Raw genomic sequence first — 14,829 nt, 5'->3', positions numbered from 1 at the left:
CGGCCTGCCGACTGTCTTTCTTCGACTTGAACACCGGAAGCCCCATACGGCGCCCTGGCCGCTTCCCCGACACCGACCCGAAGAAGTTCGCGTACGCCGTATCGAGATCACGAAGAGAGGACTGCAGGGCGTCCACCGACACCTCGGCGAGCCAAGCCCGCTCGGGCGTCTTCTTCGCCTCCGTGATCACCCGCTTCGCCAGAACACCCATCGCGATCCGCGACCCGTCCACCTGGTACGCGGCCTTCCTCACGGCCAGCGCATCGTTGTAGACCACCCGTGCACAGCCGAACGTACGGGCCAGCGCGATGCGCTGACCCGGCGTCGGCTCGAGCCGGAAGGAATACCGCAGATACACGGGGCCAACCTAACGGCCGCCACTGACAACGCCGGTCCGCCCAGGGGGCGAACCGGCTTTCCTGCCCTGCTCCGCAGGAGCCTCGTTTCTCCCCCGCAAGCGGGAGGTACCCCCACCCCGGCCTGAAGGCCGGAGTATCCACGAAGGAGACCTGATGAACCGCGCTGTTCGGCCCCGGGGAGGCGATTCCCCGGGGCCCCTCGTACCGCACCCGCCACCGGGGACTGTTCGGAATCTGCCGCCGTGGCGCATACTCTCCCCGCCGGGACAAGCGCAGGAGAGTCGGTCGCCGATGCTGGATGTGCTGGGCCTCGAACCAGATGACGAGCGCGTCTACCGGGCACTTCTGGGGCGGCCCGGCTGCAGCGCGGTGACCTTGTCGGATCTGCTCTCCCTGACGCAGGATCAGGTCGGCAACGCCCTGTCCCGGCTGGTCACGTGGGGACTGGTCACCGGGTCGGCGGACGATCAGTTCACCGCCGCGCCGCCCGCCATGGCTCTCGGCGCCCTCATCAGCCAGCGCCGGGACGGGCTGCGCGCGGCCGAGCACGCGCTGGTCACCCTGGCCGAGGAACACCGGGCCGCCACCGTCGCGAGCGGTATCGGCGATCTGATCGAGGTCGTTACGGGCGTCGACGCCATCCGGCACCGCTATCTCCAGGTACAACAGGCGGCCCGCACACAGGTCCGCGCCTTCATCACCGCACCGTTCGTGGCCCTGCCTCCCGATGAGAACACGGCCGAACCCGTGGCTCTCGGTCGTGGCGTGGGCTTCCGGGCGGTCCTGGACCGGTCCGTCCTTCAGGAGCCGGGCATCATCGACGACGCCATCGAATCCCTGCGCAACGGTGTGCAGTTGCGTGTCGCCGACCATCTGCCCATGAAACTCATGCTGGCCGACACCGAACTCGGCCTCGTCCCGCTCGCGACCACGCCGGGCGGGCAGCCGGGAGCCGTGCTGCTGCACCGCAGCGGCCTGCTGGACGCGATGGACACGCTGTTCGAGACGGTGTGGCGCACCGCCCACCCGCTGGCGCTGGCCTGCGACGAAGAAGGAGCCGAACCCACCGTCGAGCTGGAGGCGGAAGGCCCGACGGCCCTCGATCAAAGAATCCTCACGCTCCTGCTGGCCGGCGCGACCGACCTGACCGCGGCGACGCAGCTCGGCCTGTCGCCGCGCACGATGCACCGGCGACTGCGCCGCCTCATGGACATGGCCGGTGTACGGACCCGGATGCAGCTCGGCGGCCACGCCGTCCGGCACGGCTGGGTGGAGGGACCGGTGGCGCGGCGGACGTGAGGGCCGTGGGTGCACTCGCCCGGCGCCGGACCGAGTGCTCCGCAGCCGCGTCGAGCGATTCACGGGCCGCGTTCACATCGGCGGCCCGGTCGTGAGGGGCTCAGGGCCCGGAAGGTCGGCCTCGTCCGGGACGCCTCGTGCCGCACGACCCGCAGCAGCGCGGCGCGCGCCCTCGGTTGCACCTTCGACGGCCGCGTTCAGCGGCTCGCCGTTACCTCAGCTGCCCTGGTCACACGTCTCGTTCGGCAGTCCCCGGCACAGGGGTGGGGTGGACCTGGCGGTGGGGCCGGGATCGTGCTCGTACGGGGTGCCCGGGGGTCAGCCGTCCTTGCGGTCCAGGACGCGGCGGGCCGCTTCCGCCTCTGCCTCAGGGGGTGACAGTTCGTCGAGTGTGTCGAGTTCGGTGTCCGCCTCCAGCTCTCTTTCCCAGGCCGCGGCGAGGCGCTCCTGCTCCTCGCGCGGTTCGGCGTCGACAGTCCGGCGAGCCTCCGGGCTCAGAGCCGCCAGAAATCTCGCCACCGAGTCCATCGGCATGCCCTACTCCTCGTCGCCGGCCAGCGTGTTGATGCGCTCAGCATGGTCGATCGGCTTTGGGCAGGTCGTCTGACACGGCTGGGTGCTCCCCGGATGGCCGCAGCCGGCCGGGGAGCACCCCTGCTCCCGGGACATGAGCCCGAGGTGTGACGCAGCGCATCTTCCGCGGGCCGATGAGTTGAGCCCTCTCCCCCGGTCGTACAAGCAACGACACCGCCCCGCAGCCGCATGGACGCGGGGCGAGGGTCCGGAACCTCGAGAGCACCGACAGATGGGACGCCGCCGACATGACCGACACCGTCAAGGGCCCTGCCAGCTACTTCCCGTCCATCGAGAAGAAGTACGGCCGCCCGATCGCGGAGTGGAAGGAGCTGATCCGTTCTTCGCCCCTGGCCAAGCACATGGAACTCGTGAACTGGCTCAAGGCCGAACACGGCCTTGGCCACGGCCACGCCAACGCCCTGGTGGCGCACACCCTCGCGGAGACCCGCGGGAACTGAGCCGGGCGCAGAGCACCGCGGGCATCCGGACCTGCCGGGCTGGCTATCGCGCGGTAATGCCGGTGATCCGGCCGCGCCGGGTGCGGGTCCTTCCGGCCGGGGAGGGTGTCAGCGCGTCGCGGTTCGAGGCACCGGGCCGCGTACGGGCATGATGCCGTGGAGCCGGCGGGGTTTGGGGGCGTCGAGCATGGTGACGCCGTTGTAGCGGCGGCTCCGGAAGAAGAGCACCGGAGCGGCGACGAACGTGACGGCGATCGAGACGATGCTGACGGGGAACAGGGTCGGGAGCGACTGCCCTTCGGGAAGCGTGCGGCCGCCCTCGTGGACGGCGTAGGCGAATGCGGCGAAGAAGACGACGAGGCTGAGGACGGCCAGAACCAGCAGAAGTGCGCGGGTTCGGCGGGTGCGCTCCTCCGTGCGGACCTCGGCCAGCAGGGACGCGTCGCACACGGGGCAGGTCAGTTCGACGCTGTGCTTGCCGGATGCCGGTCGGCGTACGCGGTACAGGCTGTCCCGCCAGGTGATCGTGCGGGTCCGGGTGAGGAAGCCGGTGGTCCGGTCGCTGAGGATGTGGCGCACCGAGACTTCCACGGTGCCTGGTATCGGTCGGTTCACGTCCCTGCGGCCCCCTCTGTCGCACGCCCCGGTATGGGCGCAGAAGTCACAGTGTCGGGCGCGCGGCGGCGAAGGATCAACAACTCGCGAGAGGTTTTGCCTCAACCATGCCTGCTGGTAGGGAAGTTGGTTGCGTTGCCGGCAGGCAGCACGCAGGTACTTTTGCGCGGGCATCGGACGGATGGCGGACGCCGGTAAGCCTCCCAGCAAGAGTCTCTGCCTCGCAGAACGGGACAGGGACTTCACAGAGAGCCGGGCAGGCCCTGCGCATGCATTCCCCGCAGAGCTGTGGGCGACAGGGCCACAGCCCCGCAACGCCCCACTGTCATGCACCTTGCGGAGTGATCATCTCGAACGCGTCGCAACTGACCCGCCTTCCGGTTCAGCCGACCCGGCGGCTGCCCGAAGCTGCAAGCCGATAAGGAAGACACTGCTTCCCTGGGGAAGCAGCCTGGCTGTCAGTTGGCTCGCGCATCAGGGCAGCTTTTAGCCTCTTCCGCGACACCACGTGGGCCGTCCACGTCCCGCGACGGCTTCAGGAAGCGCGCGTGGCGCTCGCCAAGGCCACCGAGGAGCTGCGCAGCCGGCTCGGCCGAGTGCCCACCACGCGGGAACTGGCCGCCTTGATGTCCCTGTCGGAGGAGGTCATCGAGGCCCGCAAGGCCTCCAACGGATACACCTCGGCCTCCCTCGACGCCGCGATCACCTCCAGTGAGGACGGCGAGGCGGCCCTCGCCGACTTCATCGGCGTCGACGACAACGCCCTGGGGCTCGACGAGGACTTCAACGCCCTGGCCCCGCTGATCGCCGGGCTCGACGACCGGGAACGCTGCATCATCCACATGCGGTTCGTCGACGAACTCACCCAGGCGCAGATCGGCGAACACCTCGGCGGAATGCCCGGCCCGGTGCGAGTTCACCGGCCGCCCGCGGATCATAGGCGGATGACGACCAGGGCGATGTCGTCGCGGGCGCCGCGGCTGACGCCGAGGTCCGCCAGCAGCGCGTCGGCAAGACCTTCGGGCTCGTTGTCCGCGTGGCGGGTGAGCACGTCGGTGAGGCGTTGCAGGCTGTCGTCGATGTCCTCGCCGCGGCGTTCGATGAGGCCGTCGGTGTAGAGCACGAAGGTGTCGCCCTGGTTGTAGGGGAGGTCGGCGTGGGGGTGGGGTACGTCTTGAGGCCGGGCTCCCAGCGGAGGGTCGGTGGCTTGATCAAGAAGGTCGAAGGTGCCGTCCGGGTGGAGCAGGATGGGGGGCGGGTGGCCGGCGCTGCTGTACATGATGCGGCGAGCCCGGATGTCGACGACGGCTTGGACGACAGTGGTGGCCAGTGCACCCTCCACGTCGCGGGCATACAGGCTCAGGATGTCCAGGGCTCTCGCGGGCCGTTCGACGGCCCGGACGACTGCGGACAAGGCGCTGCGGAGCATGCCCATGACGGCGGCCGCCTCCAGACCGTGGCCGACGACGTCGCCGACCGCGACGGCGCATCTGTTATCGGGCAGGTCGATCACCTCGTACCAGTCGCCGCATACGTTGAGCGACCCGGCGGCGGGCAGGTAGCGCACCGCGGTGTCCCGGTGACGGGGCAGGTGGGGTGAGTGGAGCATGGCCTCCTGAAGGGTGAGGGCGATCCGGCGTTCCCGGGCATGGGCTTTGCGCAGTTCCTCGTTCAGTCGCTTGAGCTCCCGCGCCCGGGCGTACAGTTCGACCTCCCTGGCCTCCACGTCGCTGAGTGCGCCGCCGTCTCGCAGGCGGGGGTGGGAGCGGATGAACGAGGTCACGTCCTCCCCCCGGTGGAGGATCCACTGCACCTGCCCGTCCGGCCCGAGCACCGGGGTGTTGATCGCGGACCACCAGCGCTCCTCGAACACGCCGGGCCTGTCGGCCACGGGGATGTCGTATTTCATCGGCGCCATCGTGTCGGGCTCTTTCGAGCTCAGCACCCGGTACAGGGAAGTGCGCAGATTCTGCACGCCGTCGGCATCGGGGTCCGCCGGATTGTCGGGGAAGGCGTCGAAGAGGTACCGCCCGACCAGGTCCTCCCGGGTACGGCCGGTCACGCGGCAGGCCGCCTCATTGACGTCGGTGAGGACCAGGTCCGGGCCCAGCACCATGCAGGGGCTGGGGGTGACCGTGAACAGGGCCTGGTAGTCGATCGCCGACCGCGCCTCCCAGGGCGGCCGTGCATTCTCAGCAGGGCTGTTCTCGTCCCTCACCCTTATGTTCTACCGTTCGTCGGCATCCTCGGCACCTGGGCACGGCAAGGGCGTCAGAGCAGGGACAGGCCGGCCCGCATCTGCGGCGTTGGTGACCCGTTCGCTCACCACCAACTGCACCATGCCCAAGGTCTGCTGCCGGAAATTCTCTGCAAGTGTCTCCAGCTGGGCAGGGTCGAAAGGACGGAGCAGATCGTGGACGAACAGGACGGCCAGTGAGTCAATATCTGCCCTCGCGAGAAGAGAGTTTACTGGGCGGCGTGGCGAGGGTTTTTGCCGCAACGAGCGGGGCAAAATTATTTGACCGACGCGATCCGTTGCGGTGTGCTACTGTCTATCTCAGTTGCAGTTGTGGTTCCCAAAACTTCAAGCGCTCCGCCCCGCTCGCAGGGGGAGCGCTTTTGTATTTCCGGTCATTTTCCGGTCGGGGTAATCATCGCGGCGACACGGTGTCCGCACGGTGTGGACACTGGTGTACTGCCCCAAAGGAGATATGACATGGCTGCTGGTACCGTGAAGTGGTTCAACGCGGAAAAGGGTTTCGGCTTCATCGAGCAGGAGGGTGGCGGCGCGGACGTGTTCGCCCACTACTCGAACATCGCCGCCCAGGGTTTCCGTGAGCTGCTCGAGGGCCAGAAGGTGACCTTCGACATCGCGCAGGGCCAGAAGGGCCCGACGGCCGAGAACATCGTTCCGGCCTGACGCTGACGCGCACTTTGTAGCTGGGGCCCGCATCCCTCGGGGTGCGGGCCCCAGCTACACGCATTTTCCCGCAGCGGTTCCACCGGCGGGACGGCTCGGAGCCATCCGCAGGCCCATCACAGGCGGCTCCCACTTCAGGGATGCAGGCGCATCCAAGAGCCACACCACACCTCGACGCCCGGGATTTCACGTCCTCACTGCGTCACCTATTTCAGCATTTACGTCCGCGCGGATTTCCGTCGGCCGGATTCACTTTTGCATCGGTCCATACATGTAATTCCGTGCTGCTCACAGCTTGCGGGAATTCCTTGATATGCGCCGCATCGAGGAAGGTTCCGCATGAACCGAACACGTACGAACGACCGCTCTTCCCGTACCCGTAAGGGCAGTGCCGACGCGGGAAGGGGCGGTAGCCGCTTCGGCTCGCCGGCACCGCGCCGTTCTGGCGGCGTTGCCCGTTCCGGCGGTTACGGCCGCCGGCCTGCTGCGGTGCAGGGTGAGTTCGCGCTCCCTACGACGATCACGCCTGCGCTGCCTGCCGTGGACAACTTCGCCGATCTTTCCATGCCTGCGCAGCTGCTGGCCGAACTCGGCAGGCAGGGTGTGAGCGTGCCGTTCCCGATCCAGGGCGCGACGCTGCCGAACTCCCTTGCGGGCCGCGACGTCCTGGGCCGTGGGCGCACCGGTTCCGGCAAGACCCTCGCCTTCGGTCTCGCTCTGCTCGCCCGTACCGCGGGACAGCGTGCCGAGCCCCGCCGGCCGCTGGGGCTGATCCTCGTACCGACGCGTGAGTTGGCGCAGCAGGTGACCGACGCGCTCACTCCCTACGCCCGGTCCGTCAGGCTGCGGCTGGCCACCGTGGTGGGCGGGATGTCGATCGGCAGACAGGTGAGCGTGCTGCGCGGCGGGGCCGAGATCGTCGTCGCGACGCCGGGCCGGCTCAAGGACCTCATCGACCGGGGCGAATGCCGGCTGAACCAGGTGGGCATCACGGTTCTGGACGAGGCCGACCAGATGGCCGACATGGGTTTCATGCCGCAGGTCACCGCGCTCCTCGACCAGGTGCGACCGGAGGGGCAGCGGATGCTGTTCTCCGCCACCCTAGACCGCAATGTCGACCTTTTGGTGCGCCGCTACCTGACCGACCCCGTCGTGCATTCGGTCGACCCCTCGGCCGGCGCGGTCACGACGATGGAGCACCACATCCTGCACGTCCACGGCGCCGACAAGCACGCCGCCACGACGGAGATCGCCGCCCGCGACGGCCGCGTGATCATGTTCCTGGACACCAAGCACGCCGTCGACCGGCTGACCCAGGACCTCCTCAACAGCGGGGTCCGGGCCGCCGCGCTGCACGGCGGCAAGTCACAGCCGCAGCGCACCCGTACGCTGGCCCAGTTCAAGACGGGGCACGTCAGTGTGCTGGTGGCGACCAATGTCGCGGCGCGCGGCATCCACGTCGACAACCTCGACCTGGTCGTCAACGTCGACCCGCCCACCGACCACAAGGACTACCTCCACCGCGGCGGACGCACCGCCCGGGCCGGCGAGTCCGGCAGCGTCGTCACCCTGGTCACCCCGAGCCAGCGCCGCGGCATGCTCCGCCTCATGACGGACGCCGGGATCCGGCCTCAGACCACCCAGATCCGCTCGGGCGACGAAGCCCTGCACCGCATCACCGGGGCCCAGGCCCCGTCCGGCATCCCGGTCGTGATCACCGCACCGGTGACCGAACGCCCCAAGCGCAGCAGCTCGCGAGGCCAGCGCCGTCCCGCTTCGGCGACCCGGCGCGCACCCGCCCGCCGGACCGTCATCGACACGGCGGCCTAGAACCTTCGTGATCAGGAAGCTGACCCATTCTCTGCAGGAGGCACCTTGTGACGCTGGTTCAGATGCAGTCCCGCCCGGCGAGCGCCGACCCCGCGCACACGCCGGTGGCCGAGGTCATGGACGCGGCCGGACCGCAGGTCTGTGACGACATGAGCGTCGAGGTGGCGCTGTCCGTCATGGCCGCCGCCCGCACAGGCCGGCTGGTCGTCTGCGACCTGGACGGCCGGTGCACCGGCCTGGTCACCCACACCGAACTCACCGCGCTCCGCGACAGCTCCTCCTACACGGACCGCGTCCGCCTGCGCGACCTCCTCGGCGACCACCAGTCGTTCACCTCACCCGTGACCACGCTGGCCGAAGCCGAGCAGGCGATGCATATCCGCCGGCTCGGTGTCCTGCCCGTCGACGAACGCGGCAGTGCGCTGGATGCTCTCGCTCTCTCCTGCTGAACCGTCTCTCCCCGGCCGGCAAGCTATCCCCTCTTTCGCTCTGTGAGGTCACATGCGCTGCGTCATCGCCCGTTTTCCCTTCGAGCTCAGCAAGGCCGGTGTGGTGGAGTCGATGAAGGGCATCAAGCCCGAGCCGGGCACCGGCGAATCGGTGATCATCGGCCGGCGCCACTACCCCGTGATGCAGGTCGGCCAGGTCGTCACCCGCCAGGACCGCCGTGATTTCAGCGCCGCCGAAGTTCTGCGGGCGATGGCGCAACTCGGCTTCACCTGCCGCACCCTGCCGAAGGCCGCGCCCGTACGCGTCCTGAGCTCGTTCCAGCACGCCTCCGCGATGCTCGGCACCCCTGTGTCCATCTGAACGGGGAGCCGGCGTCTCGAAAGCGGGGTGGGTCTGGTCGGCGCGCGCCGACCAGACCCACCCCGCTTTCGAGATTCTTGGGGCGGTTCGTCGCTCTTCGCCGGGGTGTCGAAGACGCCGGAGAACTCGCCCAGCGCGTTGAAGCAGGAACCCACCGAAACGGCCCCCGACTCCAGTCCGGGGAACGGAAGTCAATGCTCGCGCGATATCCCGCAGCTACGTGCTCGGGTCATCTGCGACAGCTGCGACGGACCGTCGACGAGGCGGTCAAAAGAGCGGAGTCCGCATTTCCTGGCACTGTGAAGTGGCAGGCGGCAAGGGCCAGAGGCGCCCAGCCTGTTCAGGCGTCAGCCGTTGGGTCGACCGGGTTTGCGGCGCGGCGATATTCGGCGTTGATGCGCCGGGCCTCTTCGAGTTGGTCCTCCAGGATGACGATGCGGCAGGCGGCCTCGATGGGGTGCCCTGGTCGGCGAGTTCGCAGGCGCGGGCGGCGATGCGCAGTTGGTAGCGGGAGTAGCGGCGGTGTCCCCCTGCGGGAGCGCAGCGGGGTGATCAGGCGGGCCTCGCCCAGGGCGCGCAGGAAGCCCTGAGTGGTGCCGACGAGTTCGGCGGCCCGGCCCATCGTGTAGGCGGGGTAGTCGTCGTCGAGTCGGGCGTGGGAGTCGTCTGCTGTCATTGCACCTCTTCGTGGAACGCGTGGAGGGGCCCTGGCATCCGCTCCGTGACCACCAGCTACGTTCCGCGGCGGGTCAGGCGTGACGCGACGATGCGGCGGAAGCCGTCGCCTCATCGGCCGAAGAACCGTGGCACCCGGTGGCAGACGTCGGGCCGACATCCACGAAGCGTTCCCGAAGCTCGCCTGCCGCGCTCGCGTGCCATCCGATCGCTCTTGCCCCGCCCGCGCCTGTCACGGGGCGCCGACGGAATGGTGTTCGCGGCCGTCTCATGGTGTTTTGCGACGTCGGTGGCGGGTTACCCGTCCTGCTGTCGGATCAGGGGCCGCGGCGCCGTGCCGTCCTGCGCGTGCGGATGCCGGCGGTGACCGTCCCGGGTTCCGAGCCAGGTCCACGGCCGGACCCACCGGTCCGTACCCGCACGCACCAGCACAGGGAGGCCGAGAATGACCGAGCCCACACCCCAGCCGACCACCACCGACGCGGGCATCCCGGTGGAGAGCGACGAGCACTCGCTCACCGTCGGCCCGGGCGGACCCGTTCTGCTGCAGGACTCGTACCTCATCGAGCAGATGGCGCAGTTCAACCGGGAGCGCATCCCCGAACGGCAGCCGCACGCGAAGGGCAGCGGCGCGTTCGGCCGGTTCGAGGTCACCGCGGATGTCAGCGGCTTCACGAAGGCCGCGGTCTTCCAGCCGGGCACCACCACCGAGCTGGTCGCCAGGTTCTCCACCGTCGCCGGTGAGCGGGGAAGCCCGGACACCTGGCGCGACCCGCGCGGCTTCGCGGTGAAGTTCTACACCAGCGAAGGCAACTACGACATGGTGGGCAACAACACCCCCGTGTTCTTCGTGAAGGATCCGATGAAGTTCCAGCACTTCATCCGGTCCCAGAAGCGGCGCGCGGACAACAATCTGCGCGACCACGACATGCAGTGGGACTTCTGGACCCTCTCCCCCGAGTCCGCCCACCAGGTCACCTGGCTGATGGGCGACCGGGGCATCCCGCGCAGCTGGCGGCACATGAACGGCTACACCTCGCACACCTACATGTGGATCAACGCCCAGGGCGAACGTTTCTGGGTGAAGTACCACTTCAAGACCGACCAGGGCATCGAGTTCCTCACCCAGCACGAGGGCGACCAGATGGCCGCGGCCGACACGGACTATCACACCCGGGATCTCTTCGAGCACATCCGTGACGGCGACTGTCCCAGCTGGACGCTGTACGTGCAGGTCATGCCGTACGAGGAGGCGGTCGACTACCGCTTCAACCCCTTCGATCTGACCAAGGTGTGGCCGCACGGCGACTACCCGCTGATCGAGGTCGGGCGGATGACCCTGGACCGCAACCCCACCGACAACCACGCGGAGATCGAGCAGGCCGCCTTCCAGCCGAACAACCTGGTCCCCGGCATCGGCCCGAGCCCCGACCGCATGCTGCTGGCCCGGCTGTTCTCCTACGCGGACGCGCACCGCTACCGCATCGGGGCCAACTACCAGCAGCTGCCGGTCAACGCCCCCGTCGCTCCGGTGCACACGTACTCCAAGGACGGGGCGATGGCCTACCGCAAGGCCAGTGACCCCGTCTACGCACCGAACTCGAAGGGCGGCCCCGCGGCCGACACCGCCCGGTTCGGCGAACCCCCGAGCTGGCACGCCGACGGTGAGATCACCCGGGCCGCCTACGTCTCGCACCGCGAGGACGACGACTGGGGCCAGGCCGGCACCATGGTGCGTGAGGTCCTGGACGACGCGGCCAGGGACCGGCTCGTGGACAACGTCGTCGGCCATCTCCTCAACGGTGTCACCGAGCCCGTACTGCAGCGGGCGTTCGAGTACTGGTCGAACGTCGACAAGGCGATCGGTGAGCGCATCGAGCAGGGGGTGCGTGCCAAGGCCGACGAGAAGGATCCCAAGGCCTCGGAGCAGGGGAACCCGGCGCGTCGGAGCATGCAGAGCAAGGCCTGAGACGAGCAGGGCCGGTTTCCGGCGGCTTCCCCTTCCCCCTCCTCCGTCCGTGGACAGCCGGTCCTCTGGGCCCCCGCCGGCAACCCTCGCGGGCGGGGGCAGCACCGCTCTCCGCGGGGACCACGTGACACCGAGCCTGTGGTGCTCGCTGCCGTCCGGAGGTCACTTGCACGCGGCGCCCGGCTACGGAGCGTTGCTCCTTTGCGGACCGCGGACCGGCCTCCGGCGCCGCCCGTCGGGGGCCTGCCGCGTCTGCCGCGGCAGGAGGTGCCGGCCTTGCTCCGGCTGCGGATCCGGTGCATCCGCTCGGCGTTCTTGCGGGGAAGACACAAGGCCTCCCGCTTCCAGAAGTCAGCTGCCGCGCCTCCCCGCGAAAGGGACGTTCCATGGTCGAAGTCGAACGCACGCTCACGTTGCACCACCCCCTGCCGGACGTGGTGGCCTACCTGGCCGATTTCTCGCACGCCGAGGAATGGGACCCGGGAACGGTGAGCTGCCGTCCGGCCAAAGCCGGCACCCCCGTCGCCGAGGGCGACGAATGGCTCAACGTCTCGACGTTCCGCGGACGGCGCACCGAACTGCGCTACCGGCTGGCCCGGCTCGAAGAGCGGCGCCTGACCTTCGTCGGACGCAACCGCACCGCCACCTCCACGGACGACCTCGTCTTCCGGGAGGAGAACGGCGCCACCGTCCTCACCTACCGGGCCCGTATCGAGTTCCACGGCCTGGCCAAGCTGGCCTCTCCGTTCCTGCGCGCGGAATTCGAGCAGTTGGGGGACGGGGTGGTCAGCCGGATGCCGCAGGCGGTGGACCGCCACTTCGGCGCCGACGGGGGCTCGACGGGCTGATCCCGCCGCCCGCCGTCGCGGGTCCAGTCCGCTCCCGTCCCCTCCCGTCCGCTCCTGCCGCTCCCGTCTGCTCGTGCCGCCCCCTGCCGCTCATACCGTTGAAGCGGTGCCTGCCTGGCCGCCGGACGGCCCTGTGGCCAGGTGGTCGGCTCTGGGCGTGTAATGGAAGTACGGGGTGGGCGCCGAGGTACGACGGCCGCAAGACACTCTGAGGCGATCAGCCGGAGGACTTCTCGTGAAGTACCGCAGCCGAGCATTCATCGCAGCCACCGGAACAGCGTTCTTCCTGTCCACGGCCACTGTGGCCTACGCCGGTGGCGGCAGCCACGGTCTGGCAGGCAGCGCTGACCGAGCGCGATCGGCGGTGAGCGCCTCGTCCTCCGCGACGGTGTCCGCCAAGTCCGGTCCGCTCGGCAAGATCCTGGTCAACAGCAAGGGGCACACGCTCTACCTCTTCCAGTCCGACAAGAACAACAAGTCCACCTGCAACGGAGAATGCGCCAAGGCCTGGCCTCCGCTGAAGACGAACGGCAAGCCGACCGCCGGCAGTGGCGTCAACGCCAAGCTGCTGTCGACCATCACGCGCAGCGACGGTTCGAAGCAGGTCTCGTACAACGGGCACCCGCTCTACACGTTCGCCGACGACACCAAGGCCGGGCAGACCAACGGGCAGGGGCTCGATGCCTTCGGTGCCAAGTGGTACGTGCTGGGGACCGACGGCAAGCAGATCACCAAGGCTTCGCCGTCGCAGAGCGGCGGCTACTGACCGGGGCGCCCGGCGCCGTCCGGACCGGTCACCGTGCCGGCGCGAGCCGGCGGTCGGTGACCCCGGCCGATACGCGGCTGGGCTGAGCACGCCGCGATCCGGCCGCGCACGGCTCTGCGAGAGATGTCAGGCGTGTGCGTGGCGGGGTGTCGCCGGCTTTCGCTGTGGTGCCGCGTGGTGGGCGGGGCCGGCGGTGGCCGCGGCCGCCGTCCTCAGGCGCTGGAGCCACAGGCACGCCGTGAGGAGGAGGCCGGTGAAGATGGTCAGCAGGAGGACGGAGGTCCACATCTGCCGGCCGCCGGGAGAATGCCAGCCCGTCCAGAGGGTCGACATCGCCCACAGGGCGGCGGCCGCCGCGTAGAAGGCGCGGACCCTGCGCAGCTGCCGCATGGCCCGAAGGGACTGGGAGTGATCAGTCTTGGCTGCCATGCGGGTCCGTGTACCCCTGCGCCTGTGGTTCAGCGCCTTTGATTCGTCCCCCTTTCTTCGCTGGCGTTGGGCGGCTCTTCTTCGGCGTCCGGCGGCGCAGCGGGTCGCCCCGTTTCGGCGGGTGGTTCAGGTGAGTTGGTGTCGGGTGCCGTCGGTGACGGCGTGGAGTTTGTCGGGGTTGGCCACGTTGTGGATGGTCGTGATGCGGCCCTGCGGGTCGAAGTCGAAGGTCAGTGTGGCGATGACGCGGTCCGGGCCGCGGAAGACGATGCCCGGGCCGGCGTTGATCCAGGTGAGTTCGGCTTTCATCTGCCCGAAGTCGATGCCCTGGTAGGTCTGGGTGCCGAGGGCTGCGAACCAACGGGCCACGGTCTGGGGGCCGGTGACGGGTTTGAGGGCCTGCTGGACCTTGCCGCCGCCGGGTGGGTTCCCCGTTCAACGGGCCGTGCCGGGCGTGGGATTTCCACCCCAGGACTGACCGGCCCTCCAGGGGCGTTTAGCCTCTCCGCCTGCCCGGCGGAGAGGATCACTCGCGACGCGTTGAGGTCACGATCATGTTCGGTACCGCAGCCCTCGCACCGCCAGATACGCACGTGCAGCCAGCGGGAGACGATGCCGACATGCCGGCCGTAGCGGGCCGCCTTCTCCTCCAGCACGCGGCGGAACATGCCCCACGCAGCATCGTGCACAGACTTGGCAAGACGAGTGCGGGCCAAGCCGGAGACCGCCAGGTCCTCGAGGTAGACCGCTTGGTTGTCGCGGACCAGCCTCGAAGCGTTCTGGTGGCACCAGTCCCTGCGCGCGTCGGCCACCCGGGCGTGGGCACGAGCGACCTTCAGCCGGGCCTTGGTCCAATTCTTCGATCCCTTCGTCTTCCGGCACAGCGCCTGCTGCGCCTTTGCCAGCCGACGCTCGGCGCGCCGCAGGAAGCGAGGGTTGTCGATGACCTGCCCGTCGGACAGCACGGCGTAATGCATCAGCCCCAGGTCGATACCAGCCTCGGCATCCACGGGCGGCAGCGTTGCGGGCTCGACGTCCACCACGAAGCTCGCGAAGTACCGACCCGAAGCGTCCTTGACCACCGTCACCGAGGATGGAGCGGACGGCAGCTCCCGGGACCAGCGGACCCGGACGTCTCCGATCTTCGCGAGGTTCAACCGTCCGTTGTCCCGCAATCGGAACCCGTTCCTGGAGAAACGAACGGCCTGCCGACTGTCTTTCTTCGACTTGAACACCGGAAGCCCCATACGGCGCCCTGGCCGCTTCCCCGACACC

The 14,829-nt window shown here is 69.0% G+C and carries 15 protein-coding genes and 3 pseudogenes; 10 read left to right on the top strand and 8 right to left on the bottom strand.

Annotation, left to right across the window (positions count from 1 at the left end):
- Positions 1-358, bottom strand: a 358-nt coding sequence (locus tag IO36_RS35605) for a helix-turn-helix domain-containing protein (protein WP_037626384.1), incomplete at its 3' end; no start/stop codon positions are given.
- Between the two features lie 292 nt (positions 359-650).
- Between IO36_RS35605 and IO36_RS35600 the strand changes: the two genes are divergently transcribed.
- Positions 651-1,658 (top strand): TrmB family transcriptional regulator, encoded by a 1,008-nt coding sequence (locus IO36_RS35600; protein ID WP_037626382.1) that lies wholly within the window; start codon positions 651-653, stop codon positions 1,656-1,658.
- Positions 1,659-1,976: 318 nt separating this feature from the next.
- On the opposite strand, the gene IO36_RS35595 is transcribed toward IO36_RS35600, so the two are convergent.
- Positions 1,977-2,192 carry a hypothetical protein gene (locus IO36_RS35595; protein WP_037626380.1) on the bottom strand — a complete coding sequence of 72 codons (216 nt, stop codon included), beginning with the start codon at positions 2,190-2,192 and terminating at the stop codon, positions 1,977-1,979.
- Positions 2,193-2,479: 287 nt separating this feature from the next.
- On the opposite strand from IO36_RS35595, the gene IO36_RS35590 reads away from it, so the two are divergent.
- Positions 2,480-2,692 carry a DUF4287 domain-containing protein gene (locus IO36_RS35590; protein WP_037626378.1) on the top strand — a complete coding sequence of 71 codons (213 nt, stop codon included), beginning with the start codon at positions 2,480-2,482 and terminating at the stop codon, positions 2,690-2,692.
- A 108-nt stretch (positions 2,693-2,800) separates the two neighbouring features.
- Here the strand turns inward: IO36_RS35590 and IO36_RS35585 are convergent, their stop codons facing one another.
- Complete coding sequence (locus tag IO36_RS35585) at positions 2,801-3,271, bottom strand: hypothetical protein (protein ID WP_245173601.1); 471 nt, start codon at positions 3,269-3,271, stop codon at positions 2,801-2,803.
- A 530-nt stretch (positions 3,272-3,801) separates the two neighbouring features.
- Between IO36_RS35585 and IO36_RS45315 the strand changes: the two are divergent.
- Positions 3,802-4,200: pseudogene (locus IO36_RS45315) on the top strand (sigma-70 domain-containing protein); the annotation flags it as partial.
- 41 nt (positions 4,201-4,241) lie between these two features.
- Here the strand turns inward: IO36_RS45315 and IO36_RS35575 are convergent.
- Entirely contained in the window at positions 4,242-5,423 is a 1,182-nt protein-coding gene (locus IO36_RS35575; RefSeq protein ID WP_051901198.1) for a PP2C family protein-serine/threonine phosphatase, read from the bottom strand.
- A gap of 600 nt (positions 5,424-6,023) precedes the next feature.
- Here IO36_RS35575 and IO36_RS35570 point away from each other — a divergent pair.
- From IO36_RS35570 to IO36_RS35555, 4 genes are all read left to right on the top strand, one after another.
- Positions 6,024-6,227, top strand: coding sequence for a cold-shock protein (locus tag IO36_RS35570; RefSeq protein WP_037626374.1), 204 nt, complete (start codon positions 6,024-6,026; stop codon positions 6,225-6,227).
- 339 nt (positions 6,228-6,566) lie between these two features.
- Complete coding sequence (locus tag IO36_RS35565) at positions 6,567-8,057, top strand: DEAD/DEAH box helicase (RefSeq protein WP_037626372.1); 1,491 nt, start codon at positions 6,567-6,569, stop codon at positions 8,055-8,057.
- A 47-nt stretch (positions 8,058-8,104) separates the two neighbouring features.
- Positions 8,105-8,506 (top strand): CBS domain-containing protein, encoded by a 402-nt coding sequence (locus IO36_RS35560; protein ID WP_037626370.1) that lies wholly within the window; start codon positions 8,105-8,107, stop codon positions 8,504-8,506.
- A 52-nt stretch (positions 8,507-8,558) separates the two neighbouring features.
- Positions 8,559-8,867 (top strand): SCO5918 family protein, encoded by a 309-nt coding sequence (locus IO36_RS35555; RefSeq protein ID WP_037626368.1) that lies wholly within the window; start codon positions 8,559-8,561, stop codon positions 8,865-8,867.
- Positions 8,868-9,207: 340 nt separating this feature from the next.
- Here the strand turns inward: IO36_RS35555 and IO36_RS35550 are convergent.
- A pseudogene (locus IO36_RS35550) lies at positions 9,208-9,543 on the bottom strand (MerR family transcriptional regulator).
- A gap of 444 nt (positions 9,544-9,987) precedes the next feature.
- Between IO36_RS35550 and IO36_RS35540 the strand changes: the two are divergent.
- The 3 genes from IO36_RS35540 to IO36_RS35530 all read left to right on the top strand — a co-directional run bounded on the left by IO36_RS35540 (position 9,988) and on the right by IO36_RS35530 (position 13,125).
- The gene (locus IO36_RS35540) at positions 9,988-11,511 is read left to right on the top strand and encodes a catalase (protein WP_037626364.1); all 1,524 of its coding nucleotides are present in this window, start codon (positions 9,988-9,990) and stop codon (positions 11,509-11,511) included.
- 386 nt (positions 11,512-11,897) lie between these two features.
- Positions 11,898-12,359, top strand: a complete 462-nt coding sequence (locus tag IO36_RS35535) for an SRPBCC family protein (RefSeq protein ID WP_037626361.1) — start codon at positions 11,898-11,900, stop codon at positions 12,357-12,359.
- Between the two features lie 235 nt (positions 12,360-12,594).
- Positions 12,595-13,125, top strand: a complete 531-nt coding sequence (locus IO36_RS35530; RefSeq protein WP_245173600.1) for a COG4315 family predicted lipoprotein — start codon at positions 12,595-12,597, stop codon at positions 13,123-13,125.
- Positions 13,126-13,251: 126 nt separating this feature from the next.
- Here the strand turns inward: IO36_RS35530 and IO36_RS35525 are convergent, their stop codons facing one another.
- From IO36_RS35525 to IO36_RS45310, 3 genes and pseudogenes are all read right to left on the bottom strand, one after another.
- Positions 13,252-13,554: a hypothetical protein gene (locus tag IO36_RS35525; protein WP_037626359.1), complete on the bottom strand. Its 303-nt coding sequence runs from the start codon at positions 13,552-13,554 to the stop codon at positions 13,252-13,254.
- Between the two features lie 126 nt (positions 13,555-13,680).
- Positions 13,681-13,974, bottom strand: a pseudogene (locus IO36_RS35520) (RNA polymerase subunit sigma-24); the annotation flags it as partial.
- Positions 13,860-14,829 (bottom strand): RNA-guided endonuclease InsQ/TnpB family protein (locus IO36_RS45310; RefSeq protein ID WP_209441317.1); only part of this gene is annotated, 970 nt, incomplete at its 5' end. The gene IO36_RS45310 and the pseudogene IO36_RS35520, both read right to left, overlap by 115 nt.

Origin of the sequence: Streptomyces aureus, from assembly GCF_000725495.1 — a bacterium.
GTDB lineage: Bacteria > Actinomycetota > Actinomycetes > Streptomycetales > Streptomycetaceae > Streptomyces > Streptomyces aureus_B.
This window is presented reverse-complemented; position numbering and strand designations above follow the sequence as displayed.

Coding starts and splice junctions, on each gene's coding strand:
- IO36_RS35590 (WP_037626378.1), top strand. CDS start 2,480: ATGACCGACACCGTCAAGGGCCCTGCCAGCTACTTCCCGTCCATCGAG.
- IO36_RS35575 (WP_051901198.1), bottom strand. CDS start 5,423: ATGGTGCTGGGCCCGGACCTGGTCCTCACCGACGTCAATGAGGCGGCC.
- IO36_RS35525 (WP_037626359.1), bottom strand. CDS start 13,554: ATGGCAGCCAAGACTGATCACTCCCAGTCCCTTCGGGCCATGCGGCAG.
- IO36_RS35570 (WP_037626374.1), top strand. CDS start 6,024: ATGGCTGCTGGTACCGTGAAGTGGTTCAACGCGGAAAAGGGTTTCGGC.
- IO36_RS35535 (WP_037626361.1), top strand. CDS start 11,898: ATGGTCGAAGTCGAACGCACGCTCACGTTGCACCACCCCCTGCCGGAC.
- IO36_RS35595 (WP_037626380.1), bottom strand. CDS start 2,192: ATGCCGATGGACTCGGTGGCGAGATTTCTGGCGGCTCTGAGCCCGGAG.
- IO36_RS35540 (WP_037626364.1), top strand. CDS start 9,988: ATGACCGAGCCCACACCCCAGCCGACCACCACCGACGCGGGCATCCCG.
- IO36_RS35565 (WP_037626372.1), top strand. CDS start 6,567: ATGAACCGAACACGTACGAACGACCGCTCTTCCCGTACCCGTAAGGGC.
- IO36_RS35555 (WP_037626368.1), top strand. CDS start 8,559: ATGCGCTGCGTCATCGCCCGTTTTCCCTTCGAGCTCAGCAAGGCCGGT.
- IO36_RS35600 (WP_037626382.1), top strand. CDS start 651: ATGCTGGATGTGCTGGGCCTCGAACCAGATGACGAGCGCGTCTACCGG.